Raw genomic sequence first — 22,071 nt, 5'->3', positions numbered from 1 at the left:
AACACCACCATGAAGCATCCCCTGCGTCCCCTCTTCGCCGCGCTGGCGGTCCTCGCATTCGGCTCGGCACTGACCGCGACGGCCGGCGAAGCCGAGATCCGCAAGAACCTGGCCGCGCGCATTCCGCAGTTCGCCAAGGTCGACGAGGTCACGAAGGCGCCGATCCCCGGCCTCTATGAAGTGCGGGTCAACGGCTTCGAGATCTTCTACACCGACGAGCAAGGCAACTACCTGCTGCAGGGCAACCTGATCGACGTCAAGGAGCGCCGCAACCTGACCGAGGAACGGGTCGAGAAGCTCAGCCAGGTGGCCTTCGACAAACTGCCGATGAAGGACGCCATCAAGATCGTGCGCGGCAACGGCAAGCGCCGGCTGGCGGTGTTCGCGGACCCGAACTGCGGCTACTGCAAGCAGTTCGAGCGCGACCTGACCAAGGTCGACAACGTCACGATCCAGCTCTTCCTCTATCCGGTGCTGGGACCCGATTCGGTCGTCAAGTCGCGCAACATCTGGTGCGCCAAGGACAAGGGGAAAACCTGGGACGACTGGATGCAGCGGGGCGTCGCGCCCGCGGCCGCCGAGTGCGACACCGCCGCGCTCACGCGCAACCGCGAATTCGGCCAGAAGTACAACATCACCGGCACGCCGACGCTGATCTTCAGCGACGGCACGCGCACCCCGGGCGCGATCCCGGCCGCGCAGGTCGAGAAACAGCTCTCCGCCCTCAATTGATGGCCACGCCGGCCATCCACTGCCGCGTCGAGTGCGCGGACCGCAAGGCGCACCTGTTCGCGGTCACGCTGACCATCGCGGCGCCCGCCGAGCTGCAGCGCGTGGCGCTCGCGGCCTGGATCCCGGGCAGCTATCTGCTGCGCGAGTTCTCGAAGAACCTGCAGCAGCTGCGGGCGCTTCAGGGGCGGCGCAAGCTGGCCGTGCGGCAACACGACAAGTGCACCTGGGACATCGCCTGCACGCCCGGCAAGCCGCTGGTGCTGCGCTACGAGGTCTGTGCCTACGACAACTCGGTGCGCACCGCCTGGCTGGACGCCGATCGCGGCTTCTTCAACGGCACCAGCCTGTGCCTGCAGGTCGAGGGCCAGGTCGACGCGCCGCACGCCCTCGAAGTGGTGGCGCCGCCTCTGATCGCCGACGGCGCGCGCTGGTCCTGCGCCACCGCGCTGCAGCCGACCAAGGTCGACCGCCAGGGCTTCGGCAGCTACCTGGCCGCCAGCTACGACGAACTGGCCGACAGCCCGGTCGAGATGGGGCCGTTCTGGAGCGAGGAATTCGAGGTCTGCGGCGTGCCGCACCGCTTCGTGGTCGCCGGCGCGCCGGCCTCCTTCGACGGCGAGCGGCTGATTGCCGACACGCGCGCCATCTGCGAGGCGCAGATGCGCTTCTGGCACGGCGACAAGGTCGGCAAGCGCGGCGGGCCGAAGCCGCCGCACGACCGCTACGTGTTCATGCTCAACGCGGTCGACGACGGCTATGGCGGGCTCGAGCACCGCCGCTCGACGGTGCTGATCTGCACCCGGCGCGACCTGCCGCAACTCGGCGCCAGGAAGCAGTCCGAGGGCTACACCACGCTGCTCGGCCTGGTCAGCCACGAGTACTTCCACACCTGGAACGTGAAGCGGCTGCGGCCCGCCGAATTCGCGCGCTACGACTACGGGCGCGAGAACTACACGCAGTTGCTGTGGCTGTTCGAGGGCTTCACCAGCTACTACGACGACCTGCTGCTGCGCCGGGCCGGCTGCATCGACGACGCCGCCTACCTTCGGCTCATCAACAAGACCATCAACCAGGTGCTGCAGACGCCGGGCCGGCGGGTGCAATCGGTGGCCGAGGCCAGCTTCGACGCCTGGATCAAGTACTACCGCCAAGACGAGCAGACGCCCAACTCGACGGTGAGCTACTACACCAAGGGCGCGCTGGTCGCTATGTGCTTCGACCTCACGCTGCGCAGCGAGGGCAAGGGCTCGCTCGACGACGTGATGCGCCTGCTGTGGAAAGAGAGCGACGGCGGCCCGATCGCCGAAGCCGATGTCGCCGCCGCGCTCGAGGCGGTCGGCGGGCGATCGTTCGCCAGGGAAATTGCGAGCTGGGTCCATTCGACCGACGAACTGCCCTTGTCCGACCTGCTGCGCCTGCACGGTGTGGCGGCGCTCGACGATCCGGCCCAGCGCGCGCAGGAACTCGGCCTGCGCGTCGCCGAGACCGGCGGCAGCGTGCAGGTCAAGGTGGTGCTGCGCGGCGGTGCCGCCGAACAGGCGGGCTTCTCGGCCAACGACGAATGGATCGGCATCGAGCTGCCCGCGGCCAAGGGCCGGCCGGCCCAGGCCTGGCGCCTGGCGCGGCTCGACGATCTCGCGCTCTACCTCGGCCCGCTGCGAAAGGCGACGGCCCTCGTGGCGCGCGATCGCCGCCTGCTGCGCCTGCCGCTGAGCCTGCCCGCCAACGTCACGACCTGGCGCCTGTTCGCCCAGGATCCGGCGAAGATGGCGGCCTGGCTGCATCCGCGATAGCCGGCACACCACCCCACCATTTGTTCGTTCCAAGGAGACACGCATGAGCTACGAGAACATCGAAGTGCGCATAGAGGCCGAGAAAGTCGGCATCGTCACGCTGAACCGCCCGAAGGCGCTGAACGCCCTCAACGATGCGCTGATGACCGAGCTGGGCCAGGCGCTCAAGGCCTTCGACGCCGATCCGGCGATCGGCTGCATCATCCTGACCGGCAGCGAGCGGGCCTTCGCGGCCGGGGCCGACATCGCGGCGATGGCGAAGTACAGCTTCCTCGATGTGTACAAGGGCGACTACATCACGCGCAACTGGGAAACGATCCGCCAGATCCGCAAGCCGGTGATCGCCGCCGTGAGCGGCTTCGCGCTGGGCGGCGGCTGCGAGCTCGCGATGATGTGCGACTTCATCATCGCGGCCGACAACGCGAAGTTCGGCCAGCCCGAGATCAAGATCGGCGTGATCCCGGGCGCCGGCGGCACCCAGCGCCTGCCGCGCGCGGTGGGCAAGTCGAAGGCCATGGACATGGCCCTGACCGCCCGCATGATGGACGTGACCGAAGCCGAGCGCGCCGGACTGGTGAGCCGCATCGTGCCTTACGAAAGGCTCGCCGAGGAGGCGCTCGGCGCCGCGCTGGTGATCGCGAACTTCTCGCAGGTCGCGGTGATGGCGGCCAAGGAATCGGTCAACCGGGCCTTCGAGAGCGGCCTGTCCGATGGCGTGATGTTCGAGCGCCGGCTGTTCCACGCGCTGTTCGCCACCGCCGACCAGAAGGAAGGCATGGACGCCTTCCTGGCCAAGCGCACGCCTGACTTCAAGCACGAATAGATAGGGCCCCCACGCTCCCTCACTTCGTGTGGTCGCTGCCCCCCGAGGGGGCCGCAGGCCGCCTTGGGGCGGCCCGGCGCCGGCCTGGGGCCCCCACGCCCCCTCGGACTTCGCCGCGTGGCGGCCCGGCGTCGGCCTGGAGACTCTTCCTAGGGATTGCGCGGCGGCGCTGCCACGGATCCGGCGGGCACCGCGTCCGGGGGCTGCACAGCGACCCGCAGCGCCTCGCGCAAGGCCGCCAGCGCCGGCGCCGGCGGCACGCCCGTGGCGGCCGGTGTGCGGCCCTCGCGCCAGCGCACCTGAGACCCGGCGACCTCGAACACCGCCAGCACCTCGCCGCTGCGCTCCAGCGTGACCCGCCACTCGGGTGCGCCGGCCAGCGGTCGAGGCCCGACCGCCGACAGCGCGGCCGATCCCAGCAAGGCATTCAATTCGCGCGCTTCGGCCCGCGGCAGGCTCCGGCTCTCGCCGCCGCGCCGGCTGATCGTGATGCGGTTCCACGTCGACAGCGCCACGAAGGTGGGCGGCTCGGTCTCGTCGGTGCGAACCGCCGGCGGCGCTTTCCGGGCCGCGTCCGGCGCGGTGGGTGCGACGGGTGCGGTGGGTGCGACGGGTGCGGCCCTGGGTACCACCGGGGCGGCCGGCGCACGATCGACGGCGGCGGGCGCTTGCGCGATCGCCTCGGGCTCCTTGCGTGATCGGGCCGGCGGCAGTTCCTGCGGCGCCAGGCGCGCGGCACTGTCGGCCGCGGGCGGCGCTTCCGGGCGCGCAGGGGCAGCGGGTGCCGGCGGCGGCGACGGCGCAGCGACGGACTCGGCCGATGACGCCGCCGAACCGGCATCGGGCCGGGCGGGCGCAGCGCTCGGCGCGGGCACCGGCGGCGAAGGCGCGCTTATCGGCGCTTCGGGATCGAGTCCTGACCGGGGCACCGGTTCGCGCTGCCAGAGCAGGGCCGCCAGCACCGCCAGCAGCACGGTCGCGAAGACCGCGCGCCAGGGCATGCGGTTGCGCTTGGCCTCCGCTCCGCCGTGGTCCGCGGCACGGCGCCACCACGGGCGGGCCGCTCGTTCCAGTTCGGCCGCATCGGTGTCCGGGTCGGTCGCGCCGATGGCATCGTGCGCCCTCCTCAGGATCGCCTTGCGCAGCCGCCAGTCGGGCACGGCACTGTGGTCGGGCGCATGCGCGAGCGCGCGCCGCAGGTGCTCGTCGCGCAGATCATCGGTTTCGTCCGGCATCGGGTTCATGCGCGCCGCCCCAGCACCGACAGGTAGCGCTCCATGCAGCCGCGCAGCTTCTTCAACCCGTAGCGCAGGCGGCTGCGGACCGTTTCGAAGCCGATGTCCAGGGTGGCGGCCATCGCCTCCACCGTGAAGCCGTCTTCGTGGTGCAGCAGGAAGGCGGCGCGCTGGTCGTCCGGCAGTTCGTCGAGGCAGGCCAGCAGGCGCCTCCCGGCGGCGCGCCAGAACGCCAGCTCCTCGGCCGACGGGTGCGCGGCATCGCCGACCGCGGCGCTGTCGCGCAGCAAGCCGCGGCTGAAGAGCTGCGCGGCCTCGAGGCCGTCGCCGTCCTCGTCGTGGGCATAGAAGGCGACCTCGCGGCCGCTCATGCGCAGCCGGTCCATCGCGACGTTGTGCGCGATCGTGAAAGCCCAGGTGCGCCAGGTGGCCCCCCGCGGCGAAAAGCTGTCTCGCGCGGCGACGATCCGCATCCAGGTCTCCTGGAACACCTCGTCCGTTTCGGCCGCAAGCCGCATGCCCAGCAGCCGCCGGACAAAGCGGTACAGCGCGCTTTCGTGGCGCGCGTAGAGCACGTCGAAGGCGCTGGTGTCGCCGCCGGCATAGGCCAGCATCAACTGGTCGTCCGGCATGGCATCGAGGGCGTCGGAAATCGCGGCGGGCGAAAGCATCGGCAGATTCTCACCTCACCTTCTACGGACCGGACCGTCGCCTGGAGTTGTCAGCCGTTCGAGTGAGCGACGAACTCGCGAAACTTCCGCGGGGCGGCTGAAGGCGGTTTTGAACAGGCTATAATCCTGGGCTCGGCTCTTTAGCTCAGTCGGTTAGAGCGATGGAATCATAATCCACAGGTCCGCGGTTCGAGTCCGTGAAGAGCCACCAAAAATCAAGAAGGCCCCGTGAGTCAACGACTTGCGGGGCTTTTCTTTTTCAACGCCCGGATGCCTGTTCCTTCGGACGCCAGCCGCTGAGAAACTCTGCCAGCTTGTTCTCGGGCTGCCAGGTGACGACGACCGGCGTCGGCGCTGGCACCAAGGTCGTCGAGGCATCGCCTGACGCCGCGGTCCGGGTGCCGCCCTCGCAGCCGGTCAACGACGCCGCCAGGATCACGAGGCCAGGGAGTACACGCCCGCATGTCTTTTTCACAGTCTTCTCCTCGGTTGCTCCGAGGCGAGTGTAAGCTTTTGTAGCTACAAAGTTCTACTTTCAAGCTTGCGCCGAGACGGGCTCGAAGGCAGGGGCCTCCGCCCGGGCGAGGACTTCCTGCAGGATCGCCGGCAACTCGAACATCGCGCGGTTCTGCACCTTGCGCGTCGCCGCCTGGTAGCGGTCCAGTTGGCCGGTCAGTTCATCGACCGCCTGCGCCACCCGGGCGAAGCTGCTGCAGACCAGCCCCACGCCCTGCTCGCGCACCCACTGGGCGTTGTAGCGTTCCTGCGGCAGCGTCCAGCGGTTGCGGACCACGATCACCGGCAACTGCATCTGCACCGCCTCGCTCAGGCTGCCCGGGCCGGGCTTGCCGATGAAGAAGTCCGCCAGGCGCATGTAGTGGGCGATGTCGGGCGTGAATTCCAGCACCAGCCGGGGCGCCCGCGCCGGCAACGCGCGCAGCGCCCGCGCGAGCGCGGCGTTGTGGCCGCAGGCGAGGATGAGCGGGGTCTCGGGCAGGCGCTTCGCGATCCCGAGCATCGCCTTCGAGCCCTGGCCGCCGAACAGCACGATGCCGGTCGGCCGATCCGCATCGAGCCCCAGCCGGCGGCGTTCGGCGGCGCGGTCGATCGTGGGCAGCGCATGGAAGGCCGCGCGCATCAGCATGCCCGAGCTGGCGTGGATCCGTTCGTCCGCATAGCCGGCCGAGCGCGCCTGCTGGACCGCCTTCGGCGAGCCGCAGACCAGGTGCTGGTCCAGCCCCTTCTCGATCCAGAAATGCGGCGGGTGATCGGCCAGGTCGGTCAGCACGGTCACGTAGGGAACGCCCGGCAGCGTCGAGGCCAGCGACTCGCACAGCGCGCGGTTGAAGTTCGGGATCAGCGACACGACCATGTCCGGCTCGGTCGCCAGCCAGTACTGCTGCAACGGCCGGACCAGCGCCGCATGGCTCCATCGGATCATGCCCTGGAGCAGCTTGAGTTCCTGCGCCAGTCCCAGCGTCCAGCCGCGTGCGAGCCGCTTGTTGTAGACGTCCTCGGGGTCCATGCCGGTCAGCTTGCGGAAGCTGTCTCTGGGGTCCAGCACCTCGCGCAGATTGACCCGCCGCACGGTCCACGGCAGGCCGGCGCGCTGGATCGCGGCCTCCAGCGCCAGCGCCGAGGCGCGGTGTCCGCCGCCGGCGTTGAAGTAGACCAGGTCGACGGTCCGGGCGCCGGCCATCCCGGTCATGCGTGCACCGGCGCACGCCGCGAAGCCGCAGTGCCGACACCGGACCGGGCCGGCAGCTGTCCGGACCAGTGCAGGATCTCGAGCGAGCCGTCGGCGTGTTCGGCCAGCGCGGTCAGGCTCTCGACCCAGTCGCCGTCATTGGCATAGAGGATGCCGTCGATGTCCCGGAGTTCTGCGTGGTGGATATGGCCGCAGACCACGCCCTGCACGCCGCGCCGGCGGGCCTCGCGCGCCACCGCGCTCTCGAAGTCGCCGACGTAGCTGACCGCCCGCTTGACCTTCTGCTTGAGGTACTTGGACAGCGACCAGTAGGGCAGCCCCATGCGTGCACGCAGCGAGTTGAGATGCCGGTTCAGCTTGAGGGTGAACTCGTACAGCGAATCTCCCACGTGGGCCAGCCACTTGGCGCACTGGATCACGCCGTCGAACAGGTCGCCGTGCATGACCCACAGCTTGCGGCCGTCGGCGGTCTCGTGGATCCATTCCTCCGCGACGTCGATGCCGCCGAAGTTGTGGTGCAGGTACTTGCGCGCGAACTCGTCGTGGTTGCCCGGGATGAAGATCACCCGCGTGCCCTTGCGCGCCTTGCGCAGCAGCTTCTGGATCACATCGTTGTGCGCCTGCGGCCAGTACCAGTGGCGGCGCAGCTGCCAGCCGTCGATGATGTCGCCGACCAGGAACAGGGTCTCGCACTCGGTGTGCTTGAGGAAATCGAGCAGCGCCCGCGCCTGGCAGCCGGGCGTGCCCAGGTGCAGATCGGAGATCCACAGGGTGCGGTAGCGCTGTGGCGGCCGTGTGACTTCGTCATCGGCCACGGCACCAGCCGGACCGGTCGTATCGCGCCATGCGCGAAGAAAGGCGTCGTCGCGTTGCATGGAAGGGCACGATCGCAGCCGCGCGTGACGCGCCGGTGGCGCCGCGGTGACGCGTCCGTGACAGGGGAAGCCTGGGGGTGATTCGCCTTTCGTGCCGCCGAGAATCGCTGTCATGCGACCTGGCCAGATCATCGTTCTCGCGACCCCTGTCTTCTTCCTGCTGATCGGGATCGAGTTCCTGGTCGGCTGGCTGCGCGCGCGGCGCGGCACCGGCCAGGACACCTACCGCCTGCCCGACACGCTCAACAGCATCGGCCTGGGCATGCTGAGCCAGATCAGCGCGGCCCTCACCGGACTGCTGCGCATCGGCATCTACACCGCCTGCTGGTCGGCCTTCGCGCTGTTCCCCGACGAGGATTTCTGGATGCGCTGGTACGGCTGGCTGGCGGCGCTGGTCTTCTACGACTTCTGCTACTACTGGCTGCACCGCTTCGGCCACGAAAGCGCGGTGCTGTGGGCGGCGCACGTGGTGCACCACCAGAGCCAGCACTACAACCTTTCGACCGCGCTGCGCCAGACCTCCAGCGGCGCGCTGTTCGGCTGGATCTTCTACCTGCCGATGGCCATTGCCGGCGTGCCTCCGCTGGTCTTCGGCGTGGTCGCGCTGGTCGACCTGCTCTACCAGTTCTGGGTCCACACCGAGCAGGTCGGCAGGCTGGGCTGGTTCGACCGCTGGTTCTGCTCGCCCTCCAACCACCGGGTGCACCATGCGGTCAACGACCGCTACGTCGACCGCAACTACGGCGGCGTGCTGATCGTCTGGGACCGGCTGTTCGGCACTTTCAAGGAAGAGGACGAGCCCTGCGTCTACGGCACCCGGAGCCCGCTGCGCAGCTGGGATCCGGTGTGGGCCAACGCCGAAGTCTATTGGTCGCTGGCGCGCGACAGCTGGCGCACCCGGCGCTGGAGCGACAAGCTGCGCCTGTGGCTCAAGCCACCGGGCTGGCGTCCGGCCGACCTCGCGGCCAGCGACCCGAAGCCGCCCTTCGACATCCGCCAGGTGCAGCGCTACGAGCCGCCGGCCTCGCGCGGCGTGCAGGCCTTCGCGGCGCTGCAGTTCGTCCTGCTGCTGGGCGGCGCCACCGCCTTCCTGTGGTTCTCGGACGCGCTCGCATTCACCACCTCGCTGGTGTGGCTCGGCGCCCTGACCGCCGGGCTCTGGGCCACGGGCGCGGTGCTGCAGGGCCGGCTGCCGGTGATCGGCGTGCTGTTCGTCGACGCCGCCGCGCTGGCGACCGCGAGCGGCGCGCTCGGGCTCTCGGGTCTTCACGTCGTCTTCAAGCCGCTGGCGCTCGCGATCCTGATCGTTTTCGCCGTGACCCGCGCACGCACCAGCGCCATGCCGGGCCGCTTCGCCCTGCTGCTGATCGCGGGCCTGGCGGCCTCGCTGGCCGGCGATGTGCTGCTGATGTGGCCGAGCCTCTTCGTCCCGGGCCTGGTGGCCTTCCTGCTCGCTCACCTCGCGTACATCGCGCTGTTCGCCGAAGGCGTGGGGCTCTTTCCGCGCCCGCGCGCGCTGGCTGCCACGCTGGCGATCGGCGCCTTGATGTACGCCTTCCTGTGGTGGGGCGGCCTGCCCGCCGGCCTGCGGATTCCGGTCGGCGTCTATGTCATGGTGATCGCCTGCATGGCGGCCCAGGCCCTCGGTCGCGCGGCCGTTCTGGGCGATGCGTGCGCGCGGCAGGTGGCGCTGGGTGCCTGCCTCTTCATGGTGAGCGACGCGCTGCTGGCGACCAATCGATTCGTCCAGCCGCTGCCGGTGGCCTCGCTGTGGGTGCTGGCGAGCTACTACGCGGCGCAGTGGTTGATCGCGTCGAACGCACGTCCGCGCTGAGAGCCCCACGAGGGGCGGTCCGCTGCCGGCCCGAGGCGACACGCCTCAGGTACCGAACATGTCCCCATCCCGCTGCGGCGGCGCCACCCCCAGGTGCCGGTACGCGGCCAGCGTCGCGATGCGCCCGCGCGGGGTGCGCTGCAGATAGCCCTGCTGGATCAGGTAGGGCTCGATCACGTCCTCGATGGTGCCGGACTCCTCGCCGATGCTGGCGGCGATGTTGTCGAGCCCGACCGGCCCGCCGTCGAAGCGATGGATCACGGCCTCGAGCAGCTTGCGGTCCATCAGGTCGAAGCCCTGCGGATCGACGTCGAGCATCGCCAGCGCCTTGTGCGCGACGTCGACGGTGATGCGGCCGTCGCTCTTCACCTGCGCGTAGTCGCGCACCCGGCGCAGCAGCCGGTTGGCGATGCGCGGGGTGCCGCGCGAACGGCGCGCAATCTCGAGGCCACCGGCATCGTCCATCGGCACGCCCAGCAGGCCGGCGCTGCGCCGCACGATGCGGGCCAGTTCTTCGGCCGTATAGAACTCGAGCCGCGCGACGATGCCGAAGCGGTCGCGCAGCGGATTGGTCAGCATGCCGGCGCGCGTGGTGGCGCCGACCAGCGTGAAAGGCTGCAGGTCGAGCTTGATGCTGCGCGCAGCCGGCCCCTCGCCGATCATGATGTCGATCTGGTAGTCCTCCAGCGCGGGATAGAGGATTTCCTCGACCACGGGCGAGAGCCGGTGGATCTCGTCGATGAAGAGCACGTCGTTGCGCTCGAGGTTGGTCAGGAGCGCCGCCAGGTCCTTCGGCTTCTCGAGCACCGGGCCCGAGGTCTGGCGCAGGTTGACGCCGAGTTCGGCCGCGATGATGTGCGACAGCGTGGTCTTGCCGAGCCCCGGCGGGCCGAACAGCAGCACGTGGTCGAGCGCCTCGGCGCGATGGCGCGCCGCGCCGATGAAGATCTCGAGCTGCTCGCGCACCTTGGCCTGGCCGACGTATTCGTCGAGCAGCTTGGGCCGCAGCGCCCGCTCGATGGCTTCCTCATTGGGCGAGGCGGGCGCGGCGGAGACCACGCGTTGCGGGGCCGGGGCGAAGTCGTCGGTCTGGATGGTCATGGGGCGATAGGCTGAAGGAACAGTTTAGTCGGCCGAACGGCCGCTCAAGGATCCGCCGCGGTTCGCCGAAGGGGTCCGCTCGTGCAGAATGCGCGACCAGGAGGGATCCCCCAGCGTGTCGATCTATGAATTGAAACCGAGGTTTCAGGCTTTGCTGCGGCCGCTGGTCGGGCGCCTGCACGCCGCCGGCGCGACGGCCAACCAGGTCACGGTCGCCGCCTGCGTGGTCTCGGTGGCGCTCGGGCTCTGGCTCTTCTTCGCCGCCCCGCCTGCATCCGCCTTCGCGCTGGTCCCGCTCTGGATGCTGCTGCGCATGGCCTTCAACGCCGTCGATGGCATGCTGGCGCGCGAGCACGGCCAGCGAAGCGCTCTCGGGGCCTTCCTCAACGAGCTGACCGACGTGGTCTCCGACGCCGCGCTCTATCTTCCCTTCGCCCTGGTCGCGCCCTTCAGCCCGTTCTGGGTCGGCACCGTCATCGTGCTGGCGGGCCTGAGCGAGTTCGCCGGCGCCCTGGGCCCGACCGTCGGCGCCTCGCGCCGCTACGACGGCCCGCTGGGCAAGAGCGATCGCGCCTTCGTCTTCGGCGCGCTCGGGCTCTACGTCGCGCTGGGCCTGCCGCTGCCGGCCTGGACCGCATGGCTCATGCCGCTGCTCGCCCTGGGCGTTGCGTGGACCATCGGCAACCGCATCCGCCGCGCCCTCGCCGAAGCCGGCGCCCCACCCAGCCCCTGATACAGGAAACCGAATGACCGACCCGCGCGTGCCCCGAGAAGAACAATTCAGCACACACGACGGCGTCTCGCTGTTCTACCGCCACTGGCCAGCCACCGGCACCACGCGGCGCGGCGCGATCGTGCTGTTCCACCGCGGCCACGAGCACGGCGCCCGCATGGCGCACCTGGTCGACGAGCTGGCGCTGCCGGACTTCGACTTCTTTGCCTGGGATGCGCGCGGCCATGGCAAGTCGCCCGGGCAGCGCGGCTACAGCCCGAGCTTCGCGACCTCGGTGCGCGACGTGCAGACCTTCATCGAGCACATCGGCAGCGCGCACGGCGTCGCGCCCCAGGACATCCACGTGATCGCACAGAGCGTGGGCGCCGTGCTGGTCGCGACCTGGGCGCACGACTACGCGCCCCAGGTGCGGGGCCTCACGCTGGCCTCGCCGGCCTTCAAGGTCAAGCTCTACGTGCCCTTCGCGCGCGCCGGCCTCGGGCTGATGCACAAGCTGCGCGGCCTGTTCTTCGTCAACAGCTACGTGAAGGCGAAGTTCCTCACGCACGACCCGGAACGCATCGCGAGCTACGAAAGCGATCCGCTGATCTCGCGGCCGATCGCCGTGAACATTCTGCTGGGGCTCTACGAGGCGGCCGACCGCGTGGTCGCGGACGCCAATGCGATCACGCTGCCGGTGCAGCTGCTGATTTCCGGCGCCGACTGGGTGGTGCATCACAAGCCGCAGCACCGCTTCTTCGAGCGCCTCGGCAGCGCCGTGAAGACGAAGATGGAACTGCCCGGCTTCTTCCACGACACCCTCGGCGAGAAAGAGCGGGCGCCCGCGGTGCGCGCCATCCGCGAGTTCGTGCTGCAGCTGTTCGACGCTCCGCCGCCGCCGGTGGACCTGCGCGCGGCGCACCTGCACGGCAACACGGCGGACGAGTCGCGCGCGCTGGCCAGGCCCCTGTCGCCGCTGTCGCCGCGCGGCGCGTACTGGGCGTTCACGCGCGCGAGCCTGCGCTTCGGCGGACTGCTGTCGCGCGGCGTGAAGCTGGGACACGACACCGGCTTCGACTCGGGCAGCACGCTCGACTACGTCTACCGCAACGAAGCCCGCGGCGCCGGGCCGCTCGGCCGCTCGATCGACCGGACCTACCTCGATTCGATCGGCTGGCGCGGCATCCGGCAGCGCAAGCTCCATGTGGAGGAACTGCTGCGCGAAGCGATGGAACGGCTGGCGAAGGAACAGCGCGAGGTGCGCGTGATGGACATCGCGGCCGGCCATGGCCGCTACGTGCTCGACGCGGTGTCGACCAGCCCGGTCAAGGCGAGCTCGATCCTGCTGCGCGACTACAGCGACATCAACGTGCGCGACGGCCGTGCGCTGATCGCCGAGAAAGGCCTGGAAGGCACGGCGCAGTTCGTGCAGGCCGACGCCTTCGACCGCGCCAGCCTCGCCGGCGTGCGGCCGCGGCCCACGCTGGCCGTGGTGTCGGGACTCTACGAACTCTTTCCCGACAACGACCTGGTGGCCCGCTCGCTGGCCGGTGTCGGCGACGCGGTCGAGGACGCCGGCTATCTGGTCTACACCGGCCAGCCCTGGCATCCGCAGCTCGAGATGATCGCCCGGGCGCTCACCAGCCACCGGCAGGGCGAGGCCTGGGTGATGCGCCGCCGCACGCAGGCCGAAATGGACCAGCTGGTCGCACAGGCGGGCTTCCGCAAGATCGCCCAGCGGGTCGACGAATGGGGCATCTTCACGGTGTCGCTGGCCGTGCGCGCGGCCCCATGAAACCGGGCACCAGGCCCCGCCTGTGGAAGCGCGCCGCCGCGTGGCTGGCGCTGCTGGGCCCGCTCTTCTATATCAGCTACGGTTTCGCCAACTGGTGGGCCGCGACACGCGCCCATGTCCCCGCGCTGGTCTTCGAATGGGAACGCGGCACGCCCTTCTGGCCGTGGACGATCTTCCCGTACTGGACCATCAACGCCTTCTACGCGCTCTCGCTCTTCCTCGCCCAGGACCGCCACACGCTGGACCGGCATGCGGCGCGGCTGCTCACGGCCCAGGCGGTCGCGGTGAGCTGCTTCGTGCTGTGGCCGCTGCATTTCAGCTTCGGGCAGCCCGCGGTCGAGGGCGCGCCGGCCTTCCTGTTCAATGCGCTGCGCGGCTTCGACCAGCCCTTCAACCAGGCCCCCTCGCTGCACATCGCGCTGGCCGTGATCCTGTGGGACTGGTACCGCCGCCTGATCCATGCGCGCTGGGCGCGCGCCGTGCTGCACCTGTGGGCCTTCGCGATCTCCGCCTCGGTGCTGACGACCTGGCAGCATCACTTCATCGACATCCCGACCGGCGCGCTGCTGGGCCTGCTGTGCGTCTGGCTGTGGCCGCTGGAGCGCGTGGTCGCGCTGCCGCGCGCGTGGCGGCTGGCGCGCGATCCGCAGCGCTGGAAGCTCGCGGGCTTCTACGCCGCCGGCGCCCTGCTGTGCCTGGCGATCGCGCTCGGCCTGCACGGCACCGCGCTGTGGCTCGGCTGGGCGGCCCTGTCGCTGGCGCTGGTGGCGCTCAACTATGCGGGCCTGGGCGCGCGCGGGTTCTGCATGGACCGGCACGGCCGCATGCACTGGGCCGCCCGCTGGCTGTTTGCGCCCTACCGGCTCGGCGCCGCCCTCAACGCCTGGCTCTGGACGCGGCGGCTGCCGGCATCGGCCGAAGTGGCGCCCGGATTGCGCCTGGGGCGCCTGCCGACCCTGGCCGAATGGCGCGCCGCCGGCGAGCCGCGGCTCGTGAGCCTGTGCGCCGAACTGCAGTTGCCGCCGGTGCCGCATGCGCGCTGCGTGCCGATGCTGGACCTGGCCGTGCCCTCCGTCCCGCAGCTGCGGCGGGCGGTCGCGGTGATCGAGGGACAGCGCCGCGGCGGCCAGTCGGTATGGGTCTGCTGCGCGCTCGGCTTCTCGCGCAGCGCGGCCTCGGTGGTCGGGTGGCTCGGACTGCACGGGGCCGAGGGCACGCTCGCCGGTGCGCACGAAACGGTGCGCCGGGCGCGACCGCAGATCGTGCTGCGCGCCGGCTGGCTGGCGCGGCTCGAAGAGCTGCCCACCTTGGGAGATCCGCGCCATGAATGAGAGCGACCGCGCCCTGTGCGTCGCCACCGCCGGCCTGCTGCGCGCGAGCGGCGCGATCGCCTTCTGGGGTCTCGCGCTCGCGGCGATCGCCGGCGTGGTGCTGTCGCTGACCGGGCGCTCGCTGCCGGCTGCGGCCTGGGCGTCTTACGCCCTGGTTGGCCTGCTCGGCCTGCCGGAACGCTACCTGGCCTTGCGCCTGCGCCTCGACGCCACGCTGTTCGAGGGGCTCGCCGGCGGCGCCATCGCCAACCTGCCCGCGCTCGATGGCGCACTCGAGAAGCTGGGCCTGCGGCGCGCCGCCGACGCCACCCGCCCGCTCGCCGAGCGCGTCCTCGGAACCCGGCAGTTGATGCAGCGCCACGGCATCGTGGTGGCCACGCAGACCGTCGTCTTCATCCTGGCGCTCGTCCTGCTGGACTGAGCCCTGCCCCCAAGAATCCCTAGGAGTTCCCATGAGTCCTTCCCCTTCCGGGGGCCTGCGCAGGCTCGCCGCCATCGCCTCGGCCTGGCTGATCGTGGTCTTCGCGCGGCTTCTGACCGGCGTGCGCGCCATCTGGGCCGGCAGCACACCCCTGGCCGAGCAGACCCTCTACTTCGCCAACCACACGAGCCATGGCGACTTCGTGCTGCTGTGGGCCACGCTGCCGCCCGATCTGCGCGCCCTCACGCGGCCGGTCGCGGGGCAGGACTACTGGGAGGCATCGGCGCTGCGCCGCTTCATCGGCCAGGACGTGTTCAACGCCCTGATGATCCGCCGGGACGGCTCCGCGGCGAGCGGCACCACGGCCAACCCGGTCGAGCAGATGACCGAGGCGCTGCGCTCCGGCGACTCGCTGATCATGTTCCCCGAAGGCACCCGCAACACCGGCGACGAGACGCTGCTGCCGCTCAAGAGCGGGCTCTACCACCTGGCACGCGCCTTTCCGCAGGTGCGGCTGGTGCCGGTGTGGATCGAGAACCTCAAGCGCGTGCTGCCCAAGGGCACGCTGGTGCCGATCCCGCTGGCCTGCACCGTGCGCTATGGCACGCCGCTGCGCCTGGCGGACGGCGAGGACAAGGCCGCCTTCATCGCCCGGGCCCGCGCCTCGATGCTCGACCTGCGCCCCGAATACGACAAAGCGGAAGACCCGGCACCATGACCTTCTCTGTCTCTTCCCACACCACGCTGATGCTGTTCGGCGGCGTCGCGGGCGTTCTGCTGCTGGCCTCGGCCATCGGCGCGCTGCTCAAGTGGCGGGTCGCGCACGGCGAGCCGCATTCGGTGATCGACAACCTGAATTCGCGCGTCAACGCCTGGTGGGTGATGGTCGCCGTGATCGGCCTCGCCTTCGCCTTCGGCAAGGGCGGCGTGATCGTGCTGTTCTACCTGATCTCCTTCTATGCGCTGCGCGAGTTCATGAGCCTGGCCTACACGCGGCGCGGCGACCACCATGCGATCGCGGCGGCCTTCTTCATCGTGCTGCCGGTGCAGTACCTGCTGATCTGGATCGACTGGTACGGGCTCTACGCGATCTTCATCCCGGTCTACGCCTTCCTCGTGCTGCCGATCCTCGCCGCGGTCGGCGGCGACACCAAGCGATTCCTGGAGCGCACGTCCAAGGTGCAATGGGGCCTGATGGTCTGCGTGTTCTGCATCAGCCACGTGCCGGCGCTGCTGACGCTGCAGATTCCCGGCTTCGAGGGCCGCAACCTGCTGCTGATCGCCTTCCTCGTGATCGTGGTGCAGGGCAGCGACGTGCTGCAGTACGTCTGGGGCAAGCTCTTCGGCAAGCGCAAGGTGGCGCCGGAGCTGTCGCCGTCGAAGACCTGGGAAGGCCTGGTCGGCGGCGTGCTCAGCGCCACCGCGCTGGGCGCGGCGCTGTACTGGGCCACGCCCTTCAACCCCTGGCAGGCCGCGCTGATGGCGCTCACCGTGTGCGTCATGGGTTTCTTCGGCGGCCTCGTGATGTCCGCGATCAAGCGCGACCGCGGCGTGAAGGACTGGGGCACCATGATCGAAGGCCACGGCGGCATGCTGGACCGGCTCGACTCGGTGGTCTTCGCCGCGCCCGTGTACTTCCACGCGCTGCGCTACTGGTGGGTGCCCTGAAGGCGCGGTACGCGGCGCGCTATTTCGCCAGCGCCCGCAGCGCCAGCTTGATCCCCTCGCCCACCGCCACGTCCTTCGGCAGCGCCTTGAGCGAGGCCGCGGCCTCCTTGTCGCTGTAGCCGAGCGCGACCAGCGCCTGCAGGATGTCGGCCTGCGCGTCGGTGGCGGCATGCGCGGGCACCGCGATGTCCGCGCCCAGCTTGCCCTTGAGCTCGAGCAGCAGCCGCTCGGCGGTCTTCTTGCCGATGCCCGGAATCTTCACCAGCCGGCCGGCCTCCTGCAGCGTGATCGCCTGCGCCAGCTCGCCCACGCTCAGCCCGCTCAGCACGCCCAGCGCCATGCGCGGCCCCACGCCCGAGATCTTGATCAGGAGCCGGAACGCCGCGCGTTCCTGCGCCGTGCCGAAGCCGTAGAGGACCTGCGCATCCTCGCGCACCACGAAGTGCGTCAGCAGCGACACCCGCTCGCCGGCGCCCGGCAGGTTGTAGAAGGTGCTCATCGGCACATCGACCTCGTAGCCGACGCCGTTGCAGTCCACCACCACCTGCGGCGGATTGCGTTCGGCCAGGATGCCGGTGAGTTTGCCTATCATGGGTGCCCTTTTCGCTTTTGAAATGAAATCCGCGTGATTCTGCGACACACCTTCGCCCCGCCCAACAACACGCGCCTCGGCCACCTCTGCGGCCCGCTCGACGCGAACCTGCGGCGCATCGAGGAAGCCCTCAACGTCAAGATCGCGCACCGGCACGAGCAGTTCAAGATCGACGGCCCCAAGTTCAACGCCCAGCGCGCCCTCGAGGTGCTGCAGGCGCTCTACGAAATCGCGCAGCGAGTCATCGATCCCGCCGTGGTCCAGCTCACCCTGGCCAGCGACGGCGAGATGGCCGAGGCCGAGGACGGCGCCATCCTGCTGGCCACGCGGCGCACCGACCTGCGCGCGCGCACGCCGAATCAGAGCGTCTACCTGGACAACATCGCCAACCACGACATCACGCTGGGCATCGGCCCGGCCGGCACCGGCAAGACCTACCTCGCCGTGGCCTGCGCGGTCGACGCACTGGAGCGCAGCGCGGTGCAGCGCATCGTGCTGACCCGGCCCGCGGTCGAGGCCGGCGAACGGCTCGGCTTCCTGCCCGGCGACCTGACGCAGAAGGTCGATCCCTACCTGCGACCGCTGTACGACGCGCTCTACGACCTGATGGGCTTCGACCGCGTGCAGAAGGCCTTCGAGCGCAACGCGCTGGAGATCGCGCCGCTGGCCTTCATGCGCGGGCGCACGCTCAACAACGCCTTCGTGATCCTCGACGAGGCGCAGAACACCACGGTCGAGCAGATGAAGATGTTCCTGACCCGCATCGGCTTCGGCGCCAAGGCGGTGGTGACCGGCGACGTGAGCCAGATCGACCTGCCGAAGACGCAGCCGAGCGGACTGATCGACGCCGAGCGGGTGCTCAAGCGCGTCAACGGCATCGCCATCACGCGCTTCACGAGCGCCGACGTGGTGCGGCACCCGCTGGTCGCGCGCATCGTCGATGCCTACGACAACTCGCGCAAGCGCACAACCGCACGCTGACATGGCTCTCTCAGACCTCTCACTGTCGCTGCAGTTCGCCCGCTTCAAGGGCGTCGAGCGCCATCGCGCCGCACTGCCGCGCCACAGTGTCACCCGCTGGATCCGCCACGCGCTCGATGCCGACGGCGAGATCACGGTGCGCATCGTCGATACCGACGAAGGCCAGCAACTCAACCGCGAGTTCCGGGGCAAGGACTACGCGACCAACGTGCTGACCTTCGACTACGCGCAGTCCCCGGTCGTGATGGCCGACCTGGTGCTCTGCGCGCCGGTGGTGGCGCGCGAGGCGAAGGAGCAGCGCAAGACGCTGGCCGCGCACTACGCCCACCTGCTGGTGCACGGCACGCTGCATGCGCAAGGCTGGGACCACGAGACCAGCGAGGCGGACGCCGAAGCCATGGAAGCCCACGAGATCGAGATCCTCGCGCGCCTCGGGATCCGCAACCCGTATTGACTCGGCCCGGCGCCGGCTACTGCATCTGCAGCGGGATGGTCACCGGACCGTCGTTCACCAGGTGCACCTGCATGTCGGCGCCGAACTCTCCGGTCGCCACCACCGGATGCGCATCGCGCGCCCGGGCCACGAAGTACTCGTAGAGCCGCCGCCCTTCGTCGGGCGGTGCGGCCTGCGTGAAGCTCGGGCGATTGCCGCCGCTCGCGTCGGCGGCCAGCGTGAACTGGCTCACCACCAGCAGGCCGCCGCCGATGTCCTGCAGGCTGCGGTTCATCTTGCCGGCATCGTCGGCGAAGATCCGCAGCTTCAGGATCTTCGCCAGCAGGCGGTCGGCCAGCAGATCGCCATCGCCGCGTTCGGCGCACAAGAGCACCAGCAGTCCGGCGTCGATGGCGCCGACCGTGCGGCCCGCGATCTCGACCCGGGCGCCGGCCACGCGCTGCAGCAGCGCCTTCATGGTGTCGCTTCCTTCTGCGTGGCGCGCGCCATCGCCAGCGCGAAGGTCGCACTCGCCAGGTTGACGAACGACTCCATGGCGTCCGAGATCAGCCCCATGGAGTTGGTCACGTAGCCTGCAGCGCCCTTGAGAAGGATCGTGACCACGGCGACCGCGATCGACGCCCGGAGCAGTTGGGCAGGACTCAGCGAGGCGAATTTCAAGGGATGAAAAGTAACTGAAAAGCAAAGTGCGAACAATGGCGCAGACGCGGCGCCGCCGGATTATCGCGGTCCGCCCACCCTCGCGTACCATCGACCGCAACGTCCCCAATCGTTGCGGAAGTGTGTTCGTGAACAAAAAATCAACCCTGGTCCTGTGCGGCTTCGCCCTTGCCGTCTCCGGCGCGGCGGCCCAGACAAGTGCAGGCGGCACCCCTTCGGCCGAAGCGACCAAGCCCGCCGTGGCGGTCGAGGAACGCGCCGGCATCGTGAAATCCGTGCGCGGTGACGTCCAGCTGCTCAGTGCCGATGGCAAGCCGCGGGCCGCGAGTGCCGGCGACGCCGTGGCGCCCATCGACCGCCTCCAGACCGGTGCCGACTCGGGCGCCAGCGTGGTGCTGCGCGACGGCACGACACTGGTGGTCGGTCCGTCGTCGCGGGTCGACCTCAAGCAGTTCCATTTCGACTCGACCACGCAGGACGGCGGCATGCTGGTCTCGCTGCTGCGCGGGACCCTGCGGATGGTCACCGGACTCATTGGCAGGAGCCACCCCGATGCCGTGCGCGTCGAGACGCAAACCGCGGTGATCGGCATCCGCGGCACCGATTTCATCGTCGAGGCGGATCCGCAGCCGTGACCGTCCGCCGTCTCCTCCCTCTTCTCGTCGTTGTTTCTTCCCTCCTGCTCGCGGCCTGCTCCTCGCCGGGTACCCGCGTGGTGCTGCTGCCCCAGGCCGACGGCCAGCCGTCCGCCGTGGTGGTGCGCACCGAGGACGGCGAAGAGACGCTGTCCCAACCCTACGAACGCGCGACCGCCAAGCAGGGCGCCCACGGCGCGCCGACGATCGACAAGGTCGATCCTGAGCGCCTGAAGCAGGACAACAAGATGCTCTTCGACCTGATGCCACCGCCGGCGCAGAGCTACACCGTGTATTTCGAAGCCGGCGGCATCGTGCTGACCGCGGCGTCGCAGATCGCCATGAACGAGGCCCTGGCGACCGCCCTGGCGCGCAGCGGCGGCGAGATCGTGGTCACCGGCCACACCGACACCGTCGGCCCCCTGGCGCTCAACGACAACCTGTCGCTCACCCGCGCCCTGGAAGTTCGGCAGCTCTTCCTCGTTCGCGACTTCCCGTCGAACCGTATCGAAGCCGTGGGCCGCGGCGAACGCGAGCTCGCGGTGCGCACGGCCGATGACGTCGACGAGCCGCGCAACCGCCGGGTGACCATCGAAGTCAGGTAGTTGCTCGCCCCCAGGTCGGGCTCACTTCGTGTAGCCCTCCCACCCCCTACCGGGGGCAACACCAGCGGCCCGGCGAAGCCGGTTCCGCGGTGTTTCACCAATAGGGGCCGGGCTGCGCCGGCCCCTGTCCGGTGGGTCAGGTCAGGGTGACTTTGGCGAATTTGCGCTTGCCGACCTGGACGACGTAGGTGCCCTGCGGCAGCTTGAGCGCCTTGTCGCTGATCACCGTCGAGTCGACGCGGACGCCGCCGCCGTCGATCAGGCGGTTGCCCTCGGAGGTCGAAGGAGCGAGGCCGGCCTGCTTGAGCAGCTGGGCGATGCCCAGCGGGGCGCCGGCCAGCGCGACTTCCGGGATCTCGTCGGGAACGCCGCCCTTGCTGCGGTTGATGAAGTCCTGCTCGGCGGCCTCGGCCGCCGCGGCGCTGTGGAAGCGGGCGGTGATCTCCTTGGCCAGAGCCACCTTGGCATCCTTCGGATTGCGCCCGCCGTCGATTTCGGCCTTGAGGGCGGCGATCTCCGCCAGCGACTTGAAGCTCAGCAGCGTGTACCAGCGCCACATCAGGGTGTCGGAAATCGACAGCACCTTGGCGAACATGGTGTTCGGCTCCTCGCTGATGCCGATGTAGTTGTTCTTGCTCTTCGACATCTTCTCGACGCCGTCGAGCCCTTCCAGCAGTGGCATAGTGAGTATGCACTGCGGCTCTTGCCCGTATTCCTGCTGAAGGTGTCGTCCGACCAGCAGATTGAACTTCTGGTCGGTGCCGCCGAGCTCGAGGTCCGACTTGAGCGCCACCGAGTCATAGCCCTGCATCAGCGGATAGAGGAACTCGTGCACCGAGATCGACTGGCCGGCCTTGAAACGCTTGTTGAAGTCGTCGCGCTCCATCATCCGCGCCACGGTGTACTTGGCCGCGAGCTGGATCATCCCGCGGGCGCCCAGCGGGTCGCTCCACTCGGAGTTGTAACGGATCTCGGTCTTCGAGGGGTCGAGTACGAGACTCGCCTGTTTGTAGTAGGTCTGGGCGTTGGCCTCGATCTGCTCGCGGGTCAGCGGCGGCCGGGTGCTGTTGCGTCCCGAGGGATCGCCGATGGTGGTGGTGAAGTCGCCGATCAGGAAAATCACGGTGTGGCCGAGATCCTGCAGCTGGCGCATCTTGTTGAGCACCACCGTGTGGCCGATATGGATGTCCGGCGCCGTCGGATCCAGGCCCAGCTTGATGCGCAGCGGCGCGCCGGTCGCCTCGGACCGCTGGAGCTTGCGCACCCACTCGTCCTGGGGAAGCAGCTCGTCGGTTCCACGGAGCGAAATTTCGAGGGCCTGTCCTACGCCTTCAGACAGACTTGTGCTTGTAACAAAACCGGGGTTCATTGGGCTTTTTGCCTGTTTTAACTATGGCCGAAGCTATACTCAGCCCGACTTTTCCAAGCGCCGGATTCTAAGCGGC

Annotated in this window: 23 protein-coding genes, 1 tRNA gene and 1 pseudogene; 15 read left to right on the top strand and 10 right to left on the bottom strand. The window is 69.5% G+C overall.

What is annotated here, in order from left to right; all coding sequences use genetic code 11:
- Nucleotides 1–9 precede the first annotated feature (9 nt).
- The 3 genes from AC1D2O_RS11310 to AC1D2O_RS11300 are packed head-to-tail and all read left to right on the top strand — an operon-like array spanning nucleotide 10 to nucleotide 3,348.
- A complete protein-coding gene (locus tag AC1D2O_RS11310) occupies nucleotides 10–732 on the top strand; it encodes a DsbC family protein (protein WP_478089339.1) in 723 nt (240 codons plus the stop codon).
- Nucleotides 732–2,525, top strand: a complete 1,794-nt coding sequence (locus AC1D2O_RS11305) for a M61 family metallopeptidase (protein ID WP_478089338.1) — start codon at nucleotides 732–734, stop codon at nucleotides 2,523–2,525. The genes AC1D2O_RS11310 and AC1D2O_RS11305 overlap by 1 nt, the downstream gene beginning before the upstream one ends.
- Nucleotides 2,526–2,568: 43 nt before the next feature.
- A complete protein-coding gene (locus AC1D2O_RS11300) occupies nucleotides 2,569–3,348 on the top strand; it encodes an enoyl-CoA hydratase (protein WP_478089337.1) in 780 nt (259 codons plus the stop codon).
- A gap of 149 nt (nucleotides 3,349–3,497) precedes the next feature.
- Here the strand turns inward: AC1D2O_RS11300 and AC1D2O_RS11295 are convergent, their stop codons facing one another.
- Both AC1D2O_RS11295 and AC1D2O_RS11290 read right to left on the bottom strand, forming a co-directional pair.
- Complete coding sequence (locus AC1D2O_RS11295; protein WP_478156996.1) at nucleotides 3,498–4,592, bottom strand: hypothetical protein; 1,095 nt, start codon at nucleotides 4,590–4,592, stop codon at nucleotides 3,498–3,500.
- Nucleotides 4,589–5,254: a sigma-70 family RNA polymerase sigma factor gene (locus tag AC1D2O_RS11290; RefSeq protein ID WP_478090993.1), complete on the bottom strand. Its 666-nt coding sequence runs from the start codon at nucleotides 5,252–5,254 to the stop codon at nucleotides 4,589–4,591. Before AC1D2O_RS11290 ends, AC1D2O_RS11295 begins: the two co-directional genes overlap by 4 nt.
- 134 nt (nucleotides 5,255–5,388) lie before the next feature.
- On the opposite strand from AC1D2O_RS11290, the gene AC1D2O_RS11285 reads away from it, so the two are divergent.
- Nucleotides 5,389–5,465 (top strand) — tRNA-Met (locus AC1D2O_RS11285).
- 48 nt (nucleotides 5,466–5,513) lie between these two features.
- On the opposite strand, the gene AC1D2O_RS11280 is transcribed toward AC1D2O_RS11285, so the two are convergent.
- From AC1D2O_RS11280 to AC1D2O_RS11270, 3 genes are read right to left on the bottom strand one after another with little or no spacing between them, the layout of a single operon-like run.
- The gene (locus tag AC1D2O_RS11280) at nucleotides 5,514–5,729 is read right to left on the bottom strand and encodes a hypothetical protein (protein WP_478090992.1); all 216 of its coding nucleotides are present in this window, start codon (nucleotides 5,727–5,729) and stop codon (nucleotides 5,514–5,516) included.
- A gap of 60 nt (nucleotides 5,730–5,789) precedes the next feature.
- Nucleotides 5,790–6,962 (bottom strand): glycosyltransferase, encoded by a 1,173-nt coding sequence (locus AC1D2O_RS11275; protein ID WP_478156995.1) that lies wholly within the window; start codon nucleotides 6,960–6,962, stop codon nucleotides 5,790–5,792.
- Nucleotides 6,959–7,837, bottom strand: coding sequence for a UDP-2,3-diacylglucosamine diphosphatase (locus AC1D2O_RS11270; RefSeq protein ID WP_478156993.1), 879 nt, complete (start codon nucleotides 7,835–7,837; stop codon nucleotides 6,959–6,961). The genes AC1D2O_RS11275 and AC1D2O_RS11270 overlap by 4 nt, the downstream gene beginning before the upstream one ends.
- Nucleotides 7,838–7,949: 112 nt before the next feature.
- On the opposite strand from AC1D2O_RS11270, the gene AC1D2O_RS11265 reads away from it, so the two are divergent.
- On the top strand, nucleotides 7,950–9,671 hold the full coding sequence (locus tag AC1D2O_RS11265; RefSeq protein WP_478156991.1) for a lysoplasmalogenase family protein: 1,722 nt from the start codon (nucleotides 7,950–7,952) through the stop codon (nucleotides 9,669–9,671).
- A 45-nt stretch (nucleotides 9,672–9,716) separates the two neighbouring features.
- Here the strand turns inward: AC1D2O_RS11265 and ruvB are convergent, their stop codons facing one another.
- Nucleotides 9,717–10,772 carry a Holliday junction branch migration DNA helicase RuvB gene (gene ruvB, locus AC1D2O_RS11260; protein ID WP_478090986.1) on the bottom strand — a complete coding sequence of 352 codons (1,056 nt, stop codon included), beginning with the start codon at nucleotides 10,770–10,772 and terminating at the stop codon, nucleotides 9,717–9,719.
- Nucleotides 10,773–10,887: 115 nt separating this feature from the next.
- Between ruvB and AC1D2O_RS11255 the strand changes: the two genes are divergently transcribed.
- The 6 genes from AC1D2O_RS11255 to AC1D2O_RS11230 are packed head-to-tail and all read left to right on the top strand — an operon-like array spanning nucleotide 10,888 to nucleotide 16,699.
- A complete protein-coding gene (locus AC1D2O_RS11255; protein ID WP_478090985.1) occupies nucleotides 10,888–11,505 on the top strand; it encodes a CDP-alcohol phosphatidyltransferase family protein in 618 nt (205 codons plus the stop codon).
- A 13-nt stretch (nucleotides 11,506–11,518) separates the two neighbouring features.
- A complete protein-coding gene (locus tag AC1D2O_RS11250; RefSeq protein ID WP_478090982.1) occupies nucleotides 11,519–13,279 on the top strand; it encodes a bifunctional alpha/beta hydrolase/class I SAM-dependent methyltransferase in 1,761 nt (586 codons plus the stop codon).
- Nucleotides 13,276–14,610, top strand: a complete 1,335-nt coding sequence (locus AC1D2O_RS11245; RefSeq protein ID WP_478156989.1) for a phosphatase PAP2/dual specificity phosphatase family protein — start codon at nucleotides 13,276–13,278, stop codon at nucleotides 14,608–14,610. The genes AC1D2O_RS11250 and AC1D2O_RS11245 overlap by 4 nt, the downstream gene beginning before the upstream one ends.
- Nucleotides 14,603–15,031, top strand: coding sequence for a hypothetical protein (locus tag AC1D2O_RS11240; RefSeq protein WP_478092195.1), 429 nt, complete (start codon nucleotides 14,603–14,605; stop codon nucleotides 15,029–15,031). The genes AC1D2O_RS11245 and AC1D2O_RS11240 overlap by 8 nt, the downstream gene beginning before the upstream one ends.
- Nucleotides 15,032–15,062: 31 nt before the next feature.
- Nucleotides 15,063–15,749: a lysophospholipid acyltransferase family protein gene (locus tag AC1D2O_RS11235; RefSeq protein WP_478092193.1), complete on the top strand. Its 687-nt coding sequence runs from the start codon at nucleotides 15,063–15,065 to the stop codon at nucleotides 15,747–15,749.
- Nucleotides 15,746–16,699, top strand: coding sequence for a phosphatidate cytidylyltransferase (locus AC1D2O_RS11230; protein WP_478156987.1), 954 nt, complete (start codon nucleotides 15,746–15,748; stop codon nucleotides 16,697–16,699). The genes AC1D2O_RS11235 and AC1D2O_RS11230 overlap by 4 nt, the downstream gene beginning before the upstream one ends.
- 19 nt (nucleotides 16,700–16,718) lie before the next feature.
- Here AC1D2O_RS11230 and ruvA read toward each other — a convergent pair whose 3' ends face one another.
- Nucleotides 16,719–17,291 (bottom strand): Holliday junction branch migration protein RuvA, encoded by a 573-nt coding sequence (gene ruvA, locus AC1D2O_RS11225; RefSeq protein WP_478092190.1) that lies wholly within the window; start codon nucleotides 17,289–17,291, stop codon nucleotides 16,719–16,721.
- Nucleotides 17,292–17,324: 33 nt separating this feature from the next.
- Between ruvA and AC1D2O_RS11220 the strand changes: the two genes are divergently transcribed.
- Nucleotides 17,325–18,272, top strand: a complete 948-nt coding sequence (locus AC1D2O_RS11220; protein ID WP_478092189.1) for a PhoH family protein — start codon at nucleotides 17,325–17,327, stop codon at nucleotides 18,270–18,272.
- A gap of 1 nt (nucleotide 18,273) precedes the next feature.
- Nucleotides 18,274–18,726, top strand: coding sequence for an rRNA maturation RNase YbeY (gene ybeY, locus AC1D2O_RS11215; protein WP_478092188.1), 453 nt, complete (start codon nucleotides 18,274–18,276; stop codon nucleotides 18,724–18,726).
- Nucleotides 18,727–18,742: 16 nt separating this feature from the next.
- Here ybeY and dtd read toward each other — a convergent pair whose 3' ends face one another.
- Both dtd and AC1D2O_RS11205 read right to left on the bottom strand, forming a co-directional pair.
- Nucleotides 18,743–19,183 (bottom strand): D-aminoacyl-tRNA deacylase, encoded by a 441-nt coding sequence (gene dtd, locus AC1D2O_RS11210; protein WP_478092186.1) that lies wholly within the window; start codon nucleotides 19,181–19,183, stop codon nucleotides 18,743–18,745.
- Between the two features lie 5 nt (nucleotides 19,184–19,188).
- Nucleotides 19,189–19,386: pseudogene (locus AC1D2O_RS11205) on the bottom strand (cation efflux transmembrane domain-containing protein); the annotation flags it as partial.
- Between the two features lie 128 nt (nucleotides 19,387–19,514).
- Between AC1D2O_RS11205 and AC1D2O_RS11200 the strand changes: the two are divergent.
- Both AC1D2O_RS11200 and AC1D2O_RS11195 read left to right on the top strand, forming a co-directional pair.
- Nucleotides 19,515–20,021, top strand: a complete 507-nt coding sequence (locus AC1D2O_RS11200; protein WP_478092185.1) for a FecR family protein — start codon at nucleotides 19,515–19,517, stop codon at nucleotides 20,019–20,021.
- A complete protein-coding gene (locus AC1D2O_RS11195; protein WP_478092183.1) occupies nucleotides 20,018–20,626 on the top strand; it encodes an OmpA family protein in 609 nt (202 codons plus the stop codon). The genes AC1D2O_RS11200 and AC1D2O_RS11195 overlap by 4 nt, the downstream gene beginning before the upstream one ends.
- Nucleotides 20,627–20,762: 136 nt before the next feature.
- Here AC1D2O_RS11195 and tyrS read toward each other — a convergent pair whose 3' ends face one another.
- A complete protein-coding gene (gene tyrS / locus AC1D2O_RS11190; RefSeq protein WP_478092344.1) occupies nucleotides 20,763–21,995 on the bottom strand; it encodes a tyrosine--tRNA ligase in 1,233 nt (410 codons plus the stop codon).
- Nucleotides 21,996–22,071: the final 76 nt, after the last annotated feature.

It is taken from the genome of Variovorax sp. P1_G12 (assembly GCF_056405555.1).
Note: the sequence above shows the minus strand (reverse complement) of the source record. Positions and strands in the feature narration are given on the sequence as shown.